This is a genomic window from Phycisphaeraceae bacterium (genome assembly GCA_019636555.1).
In the GTDB taxonomy this organism is placed as follows: domain Bacteria; phylum Planctomycetota; class Phycisphaerae; order Phycisphaerales; family UBA1924; genus JAFEBO01.
Window position 1 is genome coordinate 2,628,454 of record JAHBXH010000001.1, and the last position, 18,050, is coordinate 2,646,503.

Sequence of the window (18,050 nt, forward strand, 5' to 3'; positions counted from 1 at the left end):
GCCTCCACGCTTCTTGGCCGGACTCACAGCCGGACTCACAGTTTTGGCCCGGGCGGCAGGTCGAACACATACTGGAAGGTCTGCTCGATCGACGGGTCGGCGGCGTCGGCGAGCGTGAACGTCACGCGGATCATTTTCGGCCAGGCCCAGGGGATGCTGGGCGGTTCGTTCGTGTTCTGCTTTTTGTACGTCGGGTCGAGGTAGCCGAAATATGAAATCAGAGAGAGCTTGTCAAATCCATCTATGTTCCGCTTGTAGACGCCGTGGACCAGCCATTCGGGAACAACGTAGTCGGAAATGGTCGAAACTCCCGACCATTCGGGATCGCCCTTGAACGGCTTGTACGAAAGATCGAGGCCGAGGGCGCTGTCGGGAAACTGCGGATAAGGCTCGGCGGAACCGGGGCGCTGATAGTGATAGACGCCGGTCGGTTGACCGTTTGCTCCGTAGATCGTTCGCCCGTACCAGATCGTCTGGTTGCTGAAGTCGGTGAGTTTTCCGGTGATCGGGTCGTTCGCCTTGGTGTTGGGCGGATAGGTCTGGCCGAAGGACCACTCGACGACGAATTCGGAGCAGTTCGCCGCGATCTTGGAAAGCCCGACCATGAGCAGGTCATTGCGCTTGGTTTGCACGGCGCGGTTCGTAAAGCGATCCAGCGTGCCACGCACGTCCGGCAAGACGTCCTCGCAACGAATCCGGAATCCGACACGTCCCTGCAAGCCATCGCCGGTATTGATAGCTGATACGTCCTGATTCCAGATCGTGGGGTGATAGCCGCTGGGTGCGGGCATCGCATTGAGCATCCACGACTGCATGCGCGCAGCAGTCGTGCTAAACGCGCTCTGTGTTCGAGGTTGAACCGCCGTGACGTACGACGATTGGTAAACCGACGGGTCGACTTGTTTGCCATTCACCATAATGCCATTGACAAAGCCCTTCATCAGCGGAATCGGTGCTTCCAGCACACCGATTCCCTGGAGGGTGCGGGGACCGAAAAGGAAACTCCCGTCCTTTTGATCGTTGGGGCTGTACCTGCTTCCGTTGACCACCATCGCGATTTCGTCGAGATCGGTCGAAGCGATATCGACGACGCCGGAAATGGAACGAGGGGCTACTCCCTGCACGTTGAAGTCTCCGCCGCTTGATCTATCTCGATCCCAGAAGAACGCGAAGTTCTTCGCGACCTGCCCCCCGTACTGCCGATCGGTCATGGGAAGCATCTCGTTCAGGCTTCGGAAGATGCTGTTGGCGGCGGGCTGCCCGGCGATTTGGAATGTGCTGTCGGAAGAGAGATTGGTCAGCGCCTGACCGCCGCTCGCGTACGGGTCACCCGGAAAAGACGGTCGGGGACGATCCACCGGCCAGCCGCCGTCGGATGGCGTGGTCGGACGAATGAGCAGCGTCGCCTGTCGCACGAGGTTCCAAGTGCTCGCGTAGCGACTAATTCCCGACCCGCGAGTCTCGCCCAAGCGAGACGAAGTCGAAGCCCTGAACCAGTCCGCAAACCATGGTGAAAAATAGTGAATGTCGGAGTTGTTTTCCTGTTCCTGCGCAGGCGTCACCGGACTGGCTTTCTGCCCGTGCCCGTAATAAATCCGCGCGGAGCGACTCTTGGCCGTGCGCCCGGGGATCAGGTCCTCGCGCGCGGTGCGGTATTCGCCGTTGGCGAAGAAGAGAATCTCGTCGATGCGGCGCGGGCGCGGCGCGACCGGGTCGCCCTGGTAGCGGCTGACCGCGATCGGCACAGGATCCTGCTGAGCGTTGGTCCCCCCGATCGTAAACTGGTGGCGCAGAACCAGGAACCCGTCACGCGTCATGTTCTCGAAGTCCTCGCGCATCTGCGATTCGAGGACAGCCGCCTGCTGCGTGAGCGCGCTCACCCGCTTGCCGGTCGTCACCGTTTTACCGACCGTCTGGAAGACCGCTGCGAGGCCGATCGAAACCAGCGCGATCGCGCCGATCGCGACGAGCATCTCCACCAGCGTGAACGCACGGCCAGCCGACGTTGCCACCGCTCGCGGGTTCAGGCAACGAATTGAATCAGATCGGTGGTTCATGATGCACCTTTGACTCACGGACGAACAAGGAACGTCGAGACCGCGGCGGGAATCTGCGGCGAACAAAGCAGCTCCAGCGTCCGCCCCGAACGGACATCGCTCGAATTGCTCTTGGACGATGTCGATTGCAGATAGCCTGTCGGCAAGCCGGGCTCGATCACCACGCACTGGTCGAGAAAGTTCTGATAGGGCACCTCGGAGCCGGTCTCGTCGGGCAGCGCGACGACCGTATAGAAGTTTCCTTCGTTATCGAGTAGTTGCTGACCGATCTGCCGCGCGGCGGCGAGCACCGTCGCGGAGGTAGTCGATTTGAAGCGGATCACATTGAACGGGCCCGCGTCGGCCCCGAATCGGCGATACGCCGATTGAACCGAAGGATAGAAGAATCGCGGATAGATCCCCTGCCCGTTCAAAGTCGGAAGACCATCGCCATCCGCACCCAGCGGGAGCACCAGACCGGCGTTGACCGCGTCGCCGAGCGACATCGTCTTTCCGGTCGTCGGGTCCTGCGGCAACCGGATCGCCGAATCAATCCGGCGTACAAAGATCGCGATCCGCAAGGGCAGAGCCGTCCGGGTCGCGATGATGGTGTTGGTGTCGATCGGGGTCGCGAGCATCGGCACGATGTCCCACACGAATTGCGGCTCGACGCCGGGCGCGGGCATCGGCAGCAGCCGCTCGTATGGCTTGATCACGACGTCGTGCTGCGAGCCCTGGTCGCTCCCGATGTAGAGCGCGCCCCGGACTGCGCTCGTCCCGAGCGCAGAACCCGCCAACTGCTCCGCCGTGTTTCCGTAAATCGCCGTCTTGAACGTGTTTGAGTCGTTGAAGACGGTGCTCCAGCGGACCAGGCCGAAATCTTCGGACTTCTTGGCATTCGCGGTCTGGTACAGCGCCCACGAGAGCGCGCCCCAGCCGCTCTTGCCCGACGGGGCATTCAACCCGACGATGTCTTGGGCGGTCTGGCTGAAATACCCCGTGCGCGATTTGAGAACCGTCTCGGCGCCGCGTGCGGCGGAGATTCCGATCACCGTGTCCTGCGCATCGCGCTGCTGCTTGACAACGAGGGGGAAAACCGCCGCGAGGCCGAGCAGCCCGATCGCCAGGATGATGATGCCAAGGAGCACCTCGATGAGGGTGAACGCTCTGATCTTTGCGGGCAATGTTGAACGAAGTGCCTGCATCACTGGGCCTCCACAATCGTTCCCATGTACGAATCCAGCCGGAACATCCGCGCGTCCGACTCGACGATCGTCGAGGGGCCGCCGGCATCCACATCCGAGTACTTGAGCGCGTTGAGCATGTAGTTGTTGATCAGCATCTGCACGTATTCCGCGTTGTTCGCTGCCGTCGCGGACTTGGGCCAGAGCGAGAGATCGATGTTGGGAGCTTTCGGAATCGTTCCGGCGTCGCCGAGCGCGGCGGTCCCTTTGCCGGGCGCGATGCCGTAGAGACTGCCTGTTTCTTTGTTCAGCCCGGTCGCGCCGATCTCGGTCGCCATGCGGCGCTCGTCGTAGAGCGCGATCAGGTTCACGCTGCACGCGAGAGCCGCATCCGCGCTGCGGCAACCGATGAGCGCCGCGATGTCGTGGTAATCGCCCTGATCGGCGACGGCGCGCGCCCACGCGGTCAAATGGTCGGCGTGATCAATCCGGCGCCAATCGGAGACACCACCGCTCCAACCTTGGGTGAGTGGTGCACGAGCGTTTGTACTGTTCCAGTCGATCGTCGCCCGAGGCAGAAGCACGATCACCGGTTCGACGCTCGGCCCGGTCATGCGGCCCGTGCCGCTCTGGAATCGGACCATGAACGTGTTTCGAGAATTGGGTCTGTTGCCGCCGTTCTGCCCCGTCTGAGTCGGATCGAAAAACCCGGTCTCGGGGAAGACCCAGTTGCCCTTGTTCTGCGCGCCCGAAATCGTGTCGTTACCCAGATTGATGCGGCGATTGCCCACCGGGTTCTTTTCGTAGTACCAGCCGTTTGATTCGATCGTGGTTCCGAGGTTGTTGAGTCCGGCGGCGAAGATCGAACCCGGCGGCGCGAATCCGCGCACCATCCAACCGACCGGCAACTGCGCGGGCGCCGCGAGCGGTGTGGGCGCGAACACATCGCGATAGGTGGTCGGGCCGGTCAGCCCATTATCGAGCGCGCGGTTCGGATCGGATGTATCGAGGATGCGCCCCACCCACACCATCGGGACAATGCTCAGGCGTCCGCCCGGTTCGAAGACGAACACCGCCGCGGCGTCGCCCCCGGCGTTTCGGATCGCCATGTCGCGAGCGGCGCCGAGCCCGAAGCGGAGTTGCTGCTCGGCCATCGAACCCGTCGAGGTGTAGATCATGTTGCGGATCGCCGGGATTCCCGCGGCGGCGGCGATGCCCAGGATCGCGATGATCACGAGCAACTCCACGAGCGAAAAGCCCGCGATCAACCTTCGATGATGGGCGAATCGCCGGATCATCGTCCGACCTCCACGACGTTATCGGCGCGGGCGGCCTTGCGCGCCGTGATGCAGGTGCCGTCCATGTCGGATGCGTTGACGCTCACCTTGAATGCCGAGCAGAACGCACCGAATTCGTCTGCAGTTGACGCCTCCGAAGCCATGTCTCCGAACCATCCATCAGGTCCTGCCGAGACGATCGCATACTCCGCGCTGCGCAGGGAAGCGTCGGCGCGAGGATCGCCGAGCAAGGAAGGAACATTCAGCAGATCGATCCCGTCTTCCTGTCTCGTGAACGTGCCTTTCGACTGGTCGTAATAGTTCGAGAGTTGAGTCTGCGCTTTCTGACGCGGCGACCAGCGATAGAAGCGATACGGCTTGCCGTTCGGACCGACCAGCCGGAAGCGTGCGCTGACCGTTGTGGTCTTGCCCGTGTCGGGGTCGGTCCACCGCAAGTTGGCGTCCTTGTTCTTTTCGGTCACAAAGTCCTCTTCAAGCGTGGGGGTGCGGCGCGTTGTCTCAACAAACGGCGGATAGCGCCTTCCCGACGTGTCGCTCACTCGTTCGCTCATCGACTTCGTGCCGGATTCGAACATTCCGTCTGTCCTGGGCTTGAACATTCCAGGCCCGTCCACACCATCCAGGCCGCGCGGCAACGCGCCGACGAGGTAATACGCCAGCGAGTACTCGCTGAAGCGGACGTCGGGCGCGGTTATGGATTGGCCGGTCGTGCCGAATCCCCAATCGGCGCTCATCATCTTCGAGCCGCCCGACGAACCGTCGAGGCCGGGGTTTGCGCCCTGGAATCCTTCGAGGAAAGTCGTGTTGCCGTTGTACGAACGGGTTCCCGCGGCGACGCGCCCGCCGTAGGAATTCGGAACCGGAATCGCGGGACTGAAGGCTGTGCTGAACTCGACCGGCCGGATGGTGTCGCTATGCGTGATCAATGGCGGCAGAAAACCGAACTCCTGCTTGAACGCCTGCACGGCCTGATTCATCTGCACGACAGTCTGGCGTTCCGACGTGCCGCGGGCGAGCTTGGAAACGTGCGACATGCCGAGCACGACGAGCGAGATGAGCAGAGCGATGATCGCGATCGAAACCAGGAGTTCGATCAGCGTGAAGCCCTGCCGCGTTGTTCTCTCGTGTGTTCGCACTTCGTCGCTCCAACTGCAGAATTTCCTGACACGCCCAAACCGTTTCGAAAAGCGCCGGACCCGCGTGAGCGAGCACCGGCACGAGACTTTGTCTTTAGCCCCCGCCGCCGCCCTGCAGCGACTGGATCATGCTGACCAGCGGCAGGAACATCGCGACGACGATCGTTCCGACGATGCCGCCGAGCACAACGACCATCAGCGGTTCGAGCAGCGAAACCAGCGAGGCGACCGCGACGTCGACTTCTTCGTCGTAGTTGTCCGCGATTTTGAGCAGCATCTTGTCCATTTCGCCGGTTTCTTCGCCGACGTCGATCATGTTCACAACGAGTGCGTCGCACGTCTTACTTTCGCGAAGGGGCGTCGCGAAGCTCTCGCCCTCGCGGATCGAATCGTGCACCTTGGTGAGCGCTTTTTCGTAGACGTAGTTGCCGCTGGTCTCGGCGGTGATCTTGATCGCTTCGAGAATCGGAACGCCCGCGCCGATCAGCGTGCCGAGGGTTCGCGTGAAGCGAGCGATCGCGGTTTTGCGGAGCATGCTCCCGAAGATCGGAACGCGGAGCATGATCCAGTCGGTGATGGCCTTGCCGGGGCCGCTCGCGCGGATGAGTTTCCAGGCGAAGAAAATGACGATCGGCGACGGCAGCACGATGAGTGCGCCGGGGATCGACTGACCCGGATTCGTGCCGGCAACCCAGCGGCTGCCCTCCATCAGGAACGTCGTGAGCATTGGAAGCTTCACGCCGAAGTCTTTGAAGATTTCTTCGAACTTCGGGATAATGAACCACATGATGAACGTCAGGATCAGCGCCGCGATGATGATGACGGCGATCGGATAGACCATCGCGCCTTTGATCTTGCGCTTCAGTTTTTCGGCCTTTTCCATGAACTCGGCGAGGCGCTGAAGGATGAGATCGAGCACGCCGCCGATTTCACCCGCGTTCACCATCTTGGTGTACAGCTTGTCGAAGGCCTTGGGAAACTTGCTCATCGCCTCGGAAAGCGAAGCGCCGCCTTCGACCTCTTCGCACACGCCAAGCAGCACTGTCTTCATCGCGCCGGGCTTTTGCTGCTGCTCGAGAATCTGAAGCGAGCGGAGCAAGGGCAATCCGGCGTCCTGCAGCGTCGACAACTGACGGGTGAAACTCGTCAGTTGTTTCTGCTTCACACGCCCGAAACTGAACCCGCCCGCTTTCTTCTTCGGCTTGGCCTTGCCCTTGCCCGCGGCGGCCTTGGCTTCTCTCTTGGAAACCTTCTGCTCCGCGACGTTGGTCGGAAAGAGCCGCTGGCTCTTGATCCGAGCGATCGCTTCTTCCTTGCTGCCGGCCTCGACCGTGCCTTTGGTCGGCTTGCCCGCATCGTTCATCGCTTCGTAGGTAAAAGTCGCCATGGTCGCCTCCGGCCCCCGGTTCAAACCGAAAAAACGGTGTTCGTGCTTCTACTCGTCCGCGATGGTTTCGCGCACGACTTCATCGATCGTGGTCACTCCGTCGTAAATCGACATCAGCCCTGCCTCGCGCAGAACCCGCATGCCGCGTTTGCGTGCGTGGTGACGAAGGAGCGCCGTGTTCGCGTTCTTCATGATCATCTCGCGCGCCTCGTCATCGAGTGTCATGATTTCGTAGAGTGCCAGTCGCCCCTTGTAACCAGACCCGTTGCACCGGTCGCATCCCTTGCCGCGTGCGAACCGGCGCCCGCGCACCATGTCCGGCGTCAGGCTCAATTCCATGAGTTCTTCTTCCGTCGGCTGGTAGAACTCCTTGCAGTTCGTGCACACTTTTCGCACGAGACGCTGCGCGACGATGCCCTCGAGCGTCGCGGTGAGAAGGAACGCCTCAAGCCCCAGATCAAGAAGTCGCACAATCGAGCTCGGCGCGTCGTTGGTGTGCAGCGTGCTCAGCACAAGGTGGCCCGTGAGCGAAGCCTGCACCGCGATCTGCGCGGTCTCGAGGTCGCGGATCTCGCCGACGAGAATGATGTCCGGGTCCTGACGCAAAAACGATCGCAGAAGCTTCGCGAAAGTCGTTCCGGTTTCCTGGTTGACCTGACACTGGCAGAGCCCGTCGATGTCGTATTCAACCGGATCTTCCGCCGTGAGAATCTTGGTCTCGACGTCGTTGAGATCGGAGAGCGCGGCGTACAGCGTCGTCGTCTTGCCCGATCCGGTCGGACCGGTCACAATGACAATTCCGTTGGGCTTGTTGATCAGCCGCTTGAGTGTCGTCATGTCGTCGTCGCGCAGACCGAGACGATCGAGCGAGAGTTCGACGTTGCTCCGGTCCAGCACGCGCATGACCACCGATTCGCCCCACATGGTGGGCAGCACGGCGACGCGAAGGTCCACCGGATTGCCTCCGATCGTCAGTTCGATTCGTCCGTCCTGAGGGAGGCGCCGCTCAGCGATGTCCAGATTCGACATGACCTTCACGCGGCTCGTGATGGCGGGACCGAGCTGCTTGGGGGGCGGCACCATCTCGTAGAGCACGCCGTCGATCCGGTACCGCATCTTGAATTCATTCTCGAACGGCTCAAAGTGAATATCCGAAGCGCGATCCTTGATCGCCTGAAGCAGAACGAGGTTGAGCAGTTTGATGACCTGGTTGTCGCCGGCCATCTCGACCATCGCGTCGATGTCGATCGATTCGCCGCCGCGTCCGCCCAAACTCTTGATCCGCTCGTCGCTCGCGAGTTCGCTCACCACGTCCGTGATCGATTCCTGCTTGGAAAAATGTTTCTTGATCAGCGCGTCGATTGCGGCGGGGTCTCCCACCACGGCTTCAACGTTGCCGCCGAGCAGAAGCCGGAGGTCGTCGACCGCCCGGAAGTTGTCCGGGGTCTTCATTGCGATCTTCAGGCGCCGGCTCGTCTTGTTGTATTCGAGCGGGACGACTTCGTAACTCCGAACGCTTTCGGACGGAATCGCTTCGAGCGCTTCTTCCGGGATTTCAAAGTCGGAGAGATCCATAAAGGCCATGCCGGCCTGACCCGCCAGGGCTTCGAGCACATCTCGCTGAGTGCAATAGTTCAGTTCAACCAGCAACTGACCGAGCGGAGACTTGCGAGTCTGCTGGATGGCGAGCGCCTCGTGGACCTGGTCCCGAGTCACTTTCCCGAGCTTGGTCAATACCCGCCCGAGCTTCCGGCCCTTCAGTTCAGATGGTTCAATCGCTGGCATGTCGTCTCCGCCCCCCACCACAGCCGTCGTCTTGCCGCCGGCGTGATCCGCCGGCGAACTACCCGTTCAGTCAATGCTCGCCCTCACACCTCTCGCGCAACCGTTCCCATCCGAATACGTTCTCGGACCAGATTTCGGGCCCGCACCAACGAGCCCTCCCCACTCCCCCGACCCCACAGCCCCGGCTCCACGAGCCCTCACGAGACCCGGCGTCGCGGCGGGGGAAGGAAAAAATACCCGCCGGACGACGGTACATTCGCATGCTGTTGACGATTTTGGATGGAAAAACCAATAATCACCGCAAAATATGCGATGCGTCACCGGTAAATGTTACTAGCCTGGGCGTGTTCAACCCTTGCCGAGATCATCGTCTTCATCGAGATCGGTTCGCCCGATTGTTCGTCCAAGTTTGTGCACCTTGTCACGGAGATCGGCTGGGTTCTTCGACTTGTCGATCATCTCTTCAGCAGACACCTTGCCCGACATGTACAGGCTCCAAAGGTGATCGTCCAATAACTGCATGCCAAATTTCTTCCCCGTCTGAATCGCCGAGTCGATTCGGAAAGTCTTCGCCTCGCGAATCAGGTTGGAGATCGCCGGCGTGACGACAAGGAATTCGTAGGCCGCGACCATGCCCGGCTGGTCGATCCGGCTCAGGAGCTGCTGGCTCAGAACGCAGATGAGCGCCGTTGAGAGCTGAACTCTGATCTGGTTTTGTTGGGTAACGGGGAATGCGTCCACCAGACGGTCAATGGTCTTTGCGGCACCGGTGGTGTGCAAAGTGCCGAAGACCAAGTGGCCCGTTTCGGCCGCTCGCACAGCGGCTTCGATCGTTTCGAGGTCTCGCATTTCGCCGACGAGGATCACGTCCGGGTCCTGACGCAGCACGCGGCGGAGTGCCTCGGCGAAGCTGGGAACGTCGTTCCCGACTTCGCGCTGGTTGACGATCGATTTCTTGTGCTTGTGGTAGTACTCGATCGGGTCTTCCATCGTGACCAAGTGGCGGTCCATGGTCTGGTTGATGAAGTCGATCATGGTCGCGAGCGAAGTTGTCTTACCAGACCCCGTCGGACCCGTGACCAGGAACATGCCGCGAGGGCGCCGGATGAGTTCTTGGCAGATCGCGGGCAATCCGATCTGCTCGAAGGTCAGCAACCGATTAGGAATCTGACGGAGCACGATCGCGAGATCGCCGCGCTGTCGAAAAACCGAGACACGAAAACGCGCGGCCTCGCCGTAGGCAAAGCCGAAGTCCGTCCCACCTTCTTCCTGAAGTTCCTGCTGATTTCGCTCCGGCGTGATCGACTTCATCAGCGAGACCATGTCGTCGGAGTCGAGCACCTTGGTCGCGAGGTTGCGCAGGTGTCCGTGGAGACGGATCGTGGGCGGCCGACCGACGGTCAGGTGAAGGTCGCTTGCGCCCTGCTTGACGACGGTGTCGAGGAGGCGATCGATTTGCATCGTGGACATGCGGAATTCCTAAGCAGGGCTACTTGTTATCCAGGTCCGCCTGGGCGACGCTGGCGACTTCGTCGGGTGTTGTCATCCCGTTCATGCACTTGATCTTGCCGTCGGTGACCAGCGGCCGCATGCCGTTGGCGAGGGCCGCTTTTCGGAGCTCCGAAACCGGGGCGAGATTGAACGCGAGTTCGCGGATGGCGGAGTTCATCTGCATCAACTCGTAGATGCCGCGTCGGCCTCGATATCCGGTATTGACACAGTTGTCGCAGCCGGTGCCCTTCATGAGCTTGCCGCTCTTGGCTTCCTCTTCGCTGATGCCCACGAGTTGGAGATACTTGTGATCCATTTTTTCGTACGGATACGGCGCATTGCAATTCTTGCAGTTGATTCGGATCAGGCGCTGGCCCAGCACGGCCTGAATGGAGCTCGCGACCAGGAACGGCTTGACTCCCATGTCGATAAGACGCGTGATCGCGCTGGGCGCGTCGTTGGTGTGCAGCGTGCTGAACACAAGGTGACCCGTAAGAGCCGCCTGGATGGCGATTTCGGCGACTTCTTTGTCTCGGATTTCACCGACGAGGATGATGTTGGGCGCCTGACGCAGCATCGAACGGAGAATCGCGCTGAACGTCAGGCCGATGTGTTCCTTTACCTGGCATTGATTGATCCCGTCGAAGTTGTATTCGACCGGGTCTTCGGCGGTAATGATCTTCTTGTCGGGGCGGTTGAGAATGTCGAGTGCCGTGTAGAGCGTGGTCGTCTTGCCCGAACCGGTCGGACCCGTCACAAGGAAGATCCCGTTGGGGCGTCGGATGATCTTGTTGAAGGAAGCGAGGTTGTCCGCTTCGAAACCGAGATTTGCCAGACCGATGCGTACGCTGTCGGGCCGCAGAATACGAAGAACGACGCTCTCGCCGTGATAGGCGGGACAGGCCGAAACGCGGAAGTCCACGAACACCTCATCAACCGGGATCTTGATTCGGCCGTCCTGAGGAATCCGCTTCTCCGCGATGTTCATTCCGGACATCAGCTTAAAGCGGCTAAGCAGCGCGTTTTGCATGCGCTTTGGAAGGTTGTCGCGTTCGATGCAGACGCCGTCGATGCGGTAGCGCAACCGGACACGATCGCCCATCGGTTCAATGTGAATATCGCTCGCTCGCATCTTCACGGCTTCGACGAGAATGCGATTGCAAAGTTTGACGATCGGCGCGTCTTCGCTCGCCACGTCGATGGACTTGTCCACCGACTTGTCGACCGATTTGTCGATCGAGGTCGTGACGAGCGATTTCGCCGGATCGGGTTTGGCCGAAGCCGCGGGTGAGCCGTTCGATCCGCCTTCAAGAAACTTCTTGATCGCGGAACGCGGAGCAAGAAGGGGCTCGATCTCCATATTGAGGCGGAAGCGGAGCATGTCCACGAGCTCGAGATCGAGCGGATCGTGGACCACCAGCTTGAGGCGCCCGCCCGCTTTTCCGATCGGCAGAATCTGGTGCTTTTTGACCAGATCTTCCGGGATCAGTTTGAGGTCGATTTTCGCGGCGTTCCCCGGTGCGGCCGGGTCGAAAAACTCGTAGCCGAATTGCGTTGCCAGGGCCTTAGCGACCTGTTCTTCCTTTGCATATCCCTGCTCGATCAGCACGTCGCCGATCCGTTTGCCGGAACCCTTGGACGCCAGAGCGGCCTTTTCGATCTGATCGCGAGTGGCAAAGCCCCACTCCACCAGAATTTCACCGAGTTTCTTGCGGGATCTTGCCATGGTCGTGGTCGCTGCTGCCCTGTTGAAACCTGCTCCGAACACCGATCAGATAATGCCGCGACGGCGGCGAAAGGAATTGAACCGGAAGAGTAGCATTGCACCCACCTGCGGCGGACGCTCGTGCGGTCGCGAAAATGATCACGACGGGATTTCCAACTCCTTTGGAGCACGCAAAGCCCCTGAACGTGTTGATCACGGCCGGTCCCACGCAGGAGCCGATCGACGATGTACGTTTCATCGGGAACCGCTCGTCGGGACAACTCGGGCTCGCGCTCGCGCGGGAAGCGGTCTCGAGAGGGCACAAGGTCACACTGCTGCTGGGGCCGGTGCCCGCGAGGGAATCGGGCGATTTCAACATCACTTTGACCGGCATCCGTACGCATGGAACGGTGCTGCGGTTCCGTACGACCGAAGACCTCCGGCGGCAGCTCTTGGAACACAGCCCGAACGCGGAAGCGGTCATCATGAGCGCGGCGGTGGCGGACTACCGCCCCAAAGGGGGATCTTCATCCGGCAAGATTCGCAGAGGCGAATCCTCATTCACAATTGAGCTCGAATCCACGCCCGATCTCCTCGCGATGCTCGGATCAAACCGGCAGCCTGGGCAATTGCTGGTCGGATTTGCGCTCGAACCCCCGGAACGGCTGGAGCAGTCGGCTCGGGAAAAACTTCAACGGAAAGCAATCGACCTGATTGTCGCGAATCCGCTCGAGACCATGGAGTCGGGCGAAATAAAGGCCCGGGTGCTCGGACGTCGCGGCGAAGACATCGCGACGGACGGAAAGATCTCGAAGTCCGAGTTTGCGCCTTGGCTATTGAATATCGTCGAAAGCGTTCACGCCACTCTTTCGGCCTGAGCCGCCGAACAATGGAGCATGGCCGATCGCAAACCACGCCGCCACGGACAGCCCGACAAGCCGGCGCGGGGGAACCGAAATCCTGCGGAATCGAGCCGAGGCATCGCACGCGGCGTACGCGTCGTTTTCGAAGACGACGACTTGCTGATTGTGGACAAACCCTGCGGAATGTTGTCGGCGTATGTCGGCGGGCCGCGCGGAGAGGGTTACGAGGGCGACGACCTCTTTTCGCTGGTCAAGAGATATGTGCGAGGCCGGGTGCGCTCGAGAACACGCACCCCCGTCTTCGTCGTCCATCGACTCGATCGGGAAGTTTCGGGTCTGATGATCTTTGCAAAGAGCGAACGAGCGCTGCACTGGCTGAAAGAAGACCTCCGCGCGCGGCGACTCAGCCGGTTGTACTACGCCGTTGTGGAGGGTGAGTTGCCAACGGCGGGGACGGGCTCCTCCGGAACGATTCAGAGTTACCTTTGGGAAAACTCGCGCGGTCAGGTTGAAAGTTCATCGACACCGCCTGCGGCATCGCGAGTGCCGCAGCAGCGAGGAGGCGATCGCGATAGGTCAGACGGAAAGCTGGCGGTCACTCACTGGCGTTGCGTAAACGCGGGGCGCGGCTGTTCGCTTCTTCAGATTCGGTTGGAAACAGGGCGAAAAAACCAGATCCGCGTGCACATGAAGGATGTGGGGCATCCGATTGCGGGAGACCGACGCTACGGCGCCGTGACCGACCCGATCGGACGCGTGTGTCTGCATGCGGGCGAGCTCGGAATGGTGCACGCATTTTCAGGACGCCCTCTGCGCCTCAAGAGCCCCGTGCCGCGTGAGTTTTTTCGTCTCGTCGGGGCCGGCAGAGACGAAGCGGCGGCGATCGAACAAGGAGAGGCACCCGGCGATGCGGACGCCGGCCCGATCGGAGCGAGTTCACTCCCGCCGGATGCGCCGCGCGCATCCGAATCCGGCTGGAACCATGTCGCGACCTGGTATGACCGACTGATCGAAGAGGGTCGCAGCGATCATTTCGAGAAGGTGATTATTCCCGGAACGTTGCGGCTGCTCGAGCCTGCAAAGGGCCAGCACATTCTGGATATCGCCTGCGGACAGGGCGCCTTTTGCCGAACTCTCGCAAGGCTCGGAGTACAGGCAACCGGAATCGATGCGGCGCCGAATCTGATCGACGCGGCACGCCGCGGTACAGGCGGATTGCACCCAGCTCCGCGATTTCAAGTCGGCGATGCGCGCAACCTCGGCGATGCCTCACTCGATGGCGAACCGTTCGATCGCGCGACGTGCCTGATGGCATTGATGAACATCGAACCGCTCGCGCCGGTCTTCGCGGGCATCGCATCGAAAATCCGACGCGGCGGTTCATTCGTGTGCGTGATTCTGCACCCCGCTTTCCGGTCGCCTGGGCAAACAAGCTGGGTGTGGGATTCTTCCGCTTCAAAGGACAGGCACGGGCGTGGCGGTGTGCGAGGGAGCGACGCTGCCGGGCGATCGGCACCGGGGTCGGCCCGAAGCTCCGATCGTCAGTTCCGAAGAGTCGATGGTTATCTGTCCGCCGGGCATCGCGAAATCGTGATGAACCCAGGGGCCGCGGCATCGGGCGCCGAGAAAGTCGTCACGCTCACACACCACCGGCCCATCCAAACCTACGTGCGGTTGCTTCGGGAAGCGGGTTTGCTAATCGACTCGCTGGAGGAGTGGCCGAGTGCCCGCGAGAGTGAGCCGGGCCCGCGCGCCGCGGAGGAGAATCGCGCGCGCCGCGAAATTCCGATGTTTCTTGCGATTCGCGCGGTTCGCCCAAACACGGCTGGCTAAAGACACAGCAATTGGTCGTACGCGTGAGCAAAGATGACAAAGTCGGCGTCATCGGTCAGCCCGTCGCCGTTGAAATCGGCGGCCATTGTGAGCAGTGCGTTATACGCCGCGGCAAAAACGACAAAGTCTGAATCGTCCACCATCGAGTCACCATTCAGATCACACGGGCAGGCGCCGGGAATCACGAAGAAACGGAGAATCTTCACCCCCTCGATCGTTGTGCCCGCTTGACCGTCTCCGGTCGGCAGACTCTTCGGCGATTCGGGATCGAACACGTCGCCGTCGAGCTCTTGACCTGTTGCGATCGCTGTCGGTGTGCCGACGAGCTCGATCGTGTAGGTGCTCGGGCTCAACGCGGATTCGAAGGCAAGAGTTGCGGTCTGCAAAGCCGCGGAATAGGAAAACGTGAACGGAACGGGAGAGCCTGGGCCGCGCCGAACGACGAACTGGGAGCCATCGGTCGCAACATTCTCGCTGAATTCGAGCGTGATCTGCAATGGAGATGCTCCAAATTCGAACGATGCGCCCGGCATTGGAGCCGATTCGAGAATCACAGGTGGCCCCTGAAGCGGAGCTTCGCCGGCAACCCCGTAATTCAAGACCCAACTGTTCGGATCAAAGAACAGATCCGACGCCGGGGACACGCCGGATGAGCGCACAAAGAAGCTCGTGCGTGCGATCGGCTTCACGATGTGATCGACCGGACCCGCGCCGGTTGACAAACGAACCAGCAGCGGATTTGTGAAGACCGGCCAGGCGCTGTCCTGCGTCTGCCGCACATGGAAGCGCGTCCAGTATTTTCCGTTCACCGAAAACGTCTGGAGACCCTTCGCATATGTCGGCGCGCCTATCCCGAACACCCATTGATTAAAGAACCACCCGAGTGACTGTCCGTACACCTGCTCGCAAACGCTCCGGAAATCGTCGGTCGTTGCGGCCGAACCTTGAAACTCGCTCCGCCACGTCGCGAGAATCCCAAAAAACTTCTGGTCTCCGACGATGCCGCGAAGCATGTGCAGCACCCACGCCGCCTTCCGATAGGTCAGATCGCGGCTGAAAATCCGCGCCTCATCGCTTGTATCAAAGCAGTACACCGAGCCACCCACGTTTTCTGCGGCGGGTTTGGTCCCGATCATGTAGTTCTGGAGTGCGGTCGCGCCTGTGGATCCCGGCTTGTGCTCCGCCCACAGCGCTTCCGTGTACGTCGCAAATCCCTCGTTGAGCCAGATATCGCTCCACGTGCGGCAAGTCACATTGTCGCCCCACCACTGGTGCCCGAGTTCGTGAATTGTGACCTGTTCGGCGTAGTTTCCCTGGCCGCTCATGGTCTGGTGTTCCATACCGCCGCCGAAGGGGAACTGATAGATGCCATATCCCTCGTTCACAAAGGGGTATTCGCCGTAGAGCGGGCGCATCGCGTCGAGCATCGGCACGACCAATTCCCACGCGGCTCTGCGCGCGGGAGTGTCGAACGCGGAATAGATAAAGAAGCGAAGCGGGAACGCCACCGGGCCCGTCGTCGGCAGTGCCGCACCCTGATATGTCAGGCTCCAGTTGTTGTACTTGGCCAGACTGAAGCACCCGAGATAGGTCGCCATCGGATAGTCGCTCTCCCATCGAGTAACCGTCTTGCCGCCGGCGATAGGAGTCTGACTGACGAGCCTGCCGTTCGAGATCGCGGTGAGTCCCGCGTCGTGCGTTATCGTGAGATCCCACGTTGCCTTGTCGGAATTATCGCCGGGGAGACCTCGATCGCCATCCTTGCAAGCCCACCACGTTCCGGCGTCGAACGGCTCGCTGAAACTGCTCACGACCGGCTGACCATCCTGCGTAGACCAGAGGATGCCGCTCTGCCCTTGGAGCGCCGGACCGCTGAAGGGAATCGTGATAGTCACCGTTTCGCCAGTGTTGTACGGCCTGTCGAGCGTGACCGTCCGGGTCTGGGCGCCGGCCGAGACGGGCGAAAGTACCGCAACGCCGTTCACGAGGATCTGTCCCGGTGTAAGCGCCGGCGCAAGAGAGAATGTGAATTCGGTCAACCCGTCAACTCGACTTTGAAGCGTGATGACCGAAACGCCTTCGACGGATTGCGTCGAGGGAAACACCTCGATCGTCAGGCTGTTGTGCACGACATCCGTGTCGTGATGCGCGTCGCGATCCTGGAACGGGGCGGCAGGAGCACGACCCGCGCGAAAGAGGTACTTCATAAGGGCTGCTTTGCCGCAGGCTTCATCCGGAACGGAACAGTCGACGGGCTCGATCGCGCGCAGCATGGCGGGCGCGCCGGATAATCCCGCGCACGCTCCGAGAGCGGCGAAACCATGACCAATCCGTCGGATCAACCCCTTCTGCTCCCTCCGAATGAAGGCGCGACTTCCTCACCCGTGCGCCCGGCTGTGCAGGTGAAAGCGTACCGGAATCATTCGGACGGGAGCACCCAACCGATGCGATTTCGGTGCGAATTGGAGTTATTTGGGACCGATACTTCGTTCGCTCGCCCCTCGGAGCACCTCATCCCCTGCACTCCCGGCTCAACCAAACGTCGGGTGAACATCGATGGTTGGACTGGTTACAATGGGCACCACGCGGGTGTAGCTCAGTGGTAGAGCGTCAGCCTTCCAAGCTGAATGTCGAGGGTTCAAATCCCTTCGCCCGCTTTCGCCCCGATATTTGATTGGGTCAAAAAGAACGAAGCCGCCGGGAGATCCGGCGGCTTCGCGTTTGTCAGTCCACGATTTCGAGTGTTTCTTCCGACTCTGTCGCAAATCCTTCAGTCGACAAGGCCCTTCAGTAGGTGTTGTACTTCACGCCGCGCCCGTCAACTTCGGTGTCGGGGCAGTTCGGCGTGACGTTGCCCGTTGATGCGTCGTAGACCCAGCCGAAGGCGCCGCCGAGAGATCCTGTGAAGGTCATCTTGCCTTTGTTGGCGCCGACCGAGAGCGGCGGAATGGAACGGATGTACGGGCCATAGATGATGCCCGTGCCGGTGTTCTTGGTCGCGCTGAAGGTCGTTCCCGCGATGTCGGAATACTGCGTCAGAGCATTCGTCACGTCGGCGAGCGAGGGGTACGTGCCGCCGTGCTCGGTCTGGAACAGATCGAGGGCATTGCGGAGCACCGCAAGATCGGCCATCACCGCGTTGTCGGCGGCGGCGGTCGCGCTGCGGCTCATGCGCGGAACGGCGATCGCCGCGAGGATCCCGAGGATCACGACGACGATGACGAGTTCGAGAAGGCTGAATGCACGGCGGGAACGAAGAGCGAATGACATCGTCGGTACTCCGTGGTAGACGCGAATCGCCCATTGCGGGCGGTGACGGTCGGATCATCGAG

At 61.0% G+C, this 18,050-nt stretch carries 12 protein-coding genes and 1 tRNA gene; 3 read left to right on the forward strand and 10 right to left on the reverse strand.

Going from position 1 to position 18,050, the window contains the following annotated elements; translation table 11 throughout:
- Positions 1-35: 35 nt before the first annotated feature.
- The 8 genes from KF691_11215 to KF691_11250 all read right to left on the reverse strand — a co-directional run bounded on the left by KF691_11215 (position 36) and on the right by KF691_11250 (position 11,677).
- Positions 36-2,012, reverse strand: a complete 1,977-nt coding sequence (locus KF691_11215) for a prepilin-type N-terminal cleavage/methylation domain-containing protein (protein MBX3390007.1) — start codon at positions 2,010-2,012, stop codon at positions 36-38.
- Positions 2,013-2,071: 59 nt separating this feature from the next.
- A complete protein-coding gene (locus KF691_11220; protein MBX3390008.1) occupies positions 2,072-3,241 on the reverse strand; it encodes a prepilin-type N-terminal cleavage/methylation domain-containing protein in 1,170 nt (389 codons plus the stop codon).
- Positions 3,241-4,518, reverse strand: a complete 1,278-nt coding sequence (locus KF691_11225; GenBank protein MBX3390009.1) for a prepilin-type N-terminal cleavage/methylation domain-containing protein — start codon at positions 4,516-4,518, stop codon at positions 3,241-3,243. Before KF691_11225 ends, KF691_11220 begins: the two co-directional genes overlap by 1 nt.
- Entirely contained in the window at positions 4,515-5,654 is a 1,140-nt protein-coding gene (locus KF691_11230) for a prepilin-type N-terminal cleavage/methylation domain-containing protein (protein ID MBX3390010.1), read from the reverse strand. The genes KF691_11225 and KF691_11230 overlap by 4 nt, the downstream gene beginning before the upstream one ends.
- Positions 5,655-5,748: 94 nt before the next feature.
- Positions 5,749-7,041: a type II secretion system F family protein gene (locus KF691_11235; protein MBX3390011.1), complete on the reverse strand. Its 1,293-nt coding sequence runs from the start codon at positions 7,039-7,041 to the stop codon at positions 5,749-5,751.
- A gap of 48 nt (positions 7,042-7,089) precedes the next feature.
- The gene (gene tadA, locus KF691_11240; protein ID MBX3390012.1) at positions 7,090-8,826 is read right to left on the reverse strand and encodes a Flp pilus assembly complex ATPase component TadA; all 1,737 of its coding nucleotides are present in this window, start codon (positions 8,824-8,826) and stop codon (positions 7,090-7,092) included.
- A gap of 348 nt (positions 8,827-9,174) precedes the next feature.
- Entirely contained in the window at positions 9,175-10,296 is a 1,122-nt protein-coding gene (locus tag KF691_11245; GenBank protein MBX3390013.1) for a type IV pilus twitching motility protein PilT, read from the reverse strand.
- A gap of 19 nt (positions 10,297-10,315) precedes the next feature.
- Positions 10,316-11,677: a type II/IV secretion system protein gene (locus KF691_11250; GenBank protein ID MBX3390014.1), complete on the reverse strand. Its 1,362-nt coding sequence runs from the start codon at positions 11,675-11,677 to the stop codon at positions 10,316-10,318.
- A 500-nt stretch (positions 11,678-12,177) separates the two neighbouring features.
- Between KF691_11250 and KF691_11255 the strand changes: the two genes are divergently transcribed.
- Together KF691_11255 and KF691_11260 are read left to right on the forward strand one after the other, a co-directional pair.
- A complete protein-coding gene (locus KF691_11255; protein MBX3390015.1) occupies positions 12,178-12,900 on the forward strand; it encodes a phosphopantothenoylcysteine decarboxylase in 723 nt (240 codons plus the stop codon).
- A gap of 18 nt (positions 12,901-12,918) precedes the next feature.
- Entirely contained in the window at positions 12,919-14,718 is a 1,800-nt protein-coding gene (locus KF691_11260) for a methyltransferase domain-containing protein (GenBank protein MBX3390016.1), read from the forward strand.
- Here KF691_11260 and KF691_11265 read toward each other — a convergent pair.
- Positions 14,715-16,991 (reverse strand): Ig-like domain-containing protein, encoded by a 2,277-nt coding sequence (locus tag KF691_11265; protein MBX3390017.1) that lies wholly within the window; start codon positions 16,989-16,991, stop codon positions 14,715-14,717. The two genes, KF691_11260 and KF691_11265, sit on opposite strands and share 4 nt — an antisense overlap.
- Positions 16,992-17,303: 312 nt before the next feature.
- Between KF691_11265 and KF691_11270 the strand changes: the two genes are divergently transcribed.
- A tRNA-Gly gene (locus tag KF691_11270) sits at positions 17,304-17,375 on the forward strand.
- A 130-nt stretch (positions 17,376-17,505) separates the two neighbouring features.
- Here the strand turns inward: KF691_11270 and KF691_11275 are convergent.
- A complete protein-coding gene (locus KF691_11275) occupies positions 17,506-17,988 on the reverse strand; it encodes a type II secretion system protein (protein MBX3390018.1) in 483 nt (160 codons plus the stop codon).
- Positions 17,989-18,050 lie beyond the last annotated feature (62 nt).

Excerpts from the sequence above, each read along its gene's own strand:
- KF691_11255 (MBX3390015.1), top strand. The coding sequence starts at position 12,178 with ATGATCACGACGGGATTTCCAACTCCTTTGGAGCACGCAAAGCCCCTG.
- KF691_11220 (MBX3390008.1), bottom strand. The coding sequence starts at position 3,241 with ATGCAGGCACTTCGTTCAACATTGCCCGCAAAGATCAGAGCGTTCACC.
- KF691_11275 (MBX3390018.1), bottom strand. The coding sequence starts at position 17,988 with ATGTCATTCGCTCTTCGTTCCCGCCGTGCATTCAGCCTTCTCGAACTC.
- KF691_11265 (MBX3390017.1), bottom strand. The coding sequence starts at position 16,991 with ATGCTGCGCGCGATCGAGCCCGTCGACTGTTCCGTTCCGGATGAAGCC.
- KF691_11225 (MBX3390009.1), bottom strand. The coding sequence starts at position 4,518 with ATGATCCGGCGATTCGCCCATCATCGAAGGTTGATCGCGGGCTTTTCG.
- KF691_11245 (MBX3390013.1), bottom strand. The coding sequence starts at position 10,296 with ATGTCCACGATGCAAATCGATCGCCTCCTCGACACCGTCGTCAAGCAG.
- tadA (MBX3390012.1), bottom strand. The coding sequence starts at position 8,826 with ATGCCAGCGATTGAACCATCTGAACTGAAGGGCCGGAAGCTCGGGCGG.
- KF691_11235 (MBX3390011.1), bottom strand. The coding sequence starts at position 7,041 with ATGGCGACTTTTACCTACGAAGCGATGAACGATGCGGGCAAGCCGACC.
- KF691_11250 (MBX3390014.1), bottom strand. The coding sequence starts at position 11,677 with ATGGAGATCGAGCCCCTTCTTGCTCCGCGTTCCGCGATCAAGAAGTTT.
- KF691_11260 (MBX3390016.1), top strand. The coding sequence starts at position 12,919 with ATGGCCGATCGCAAACCACGCCGCCACGGACAGCCCGACAAGCCGGCG.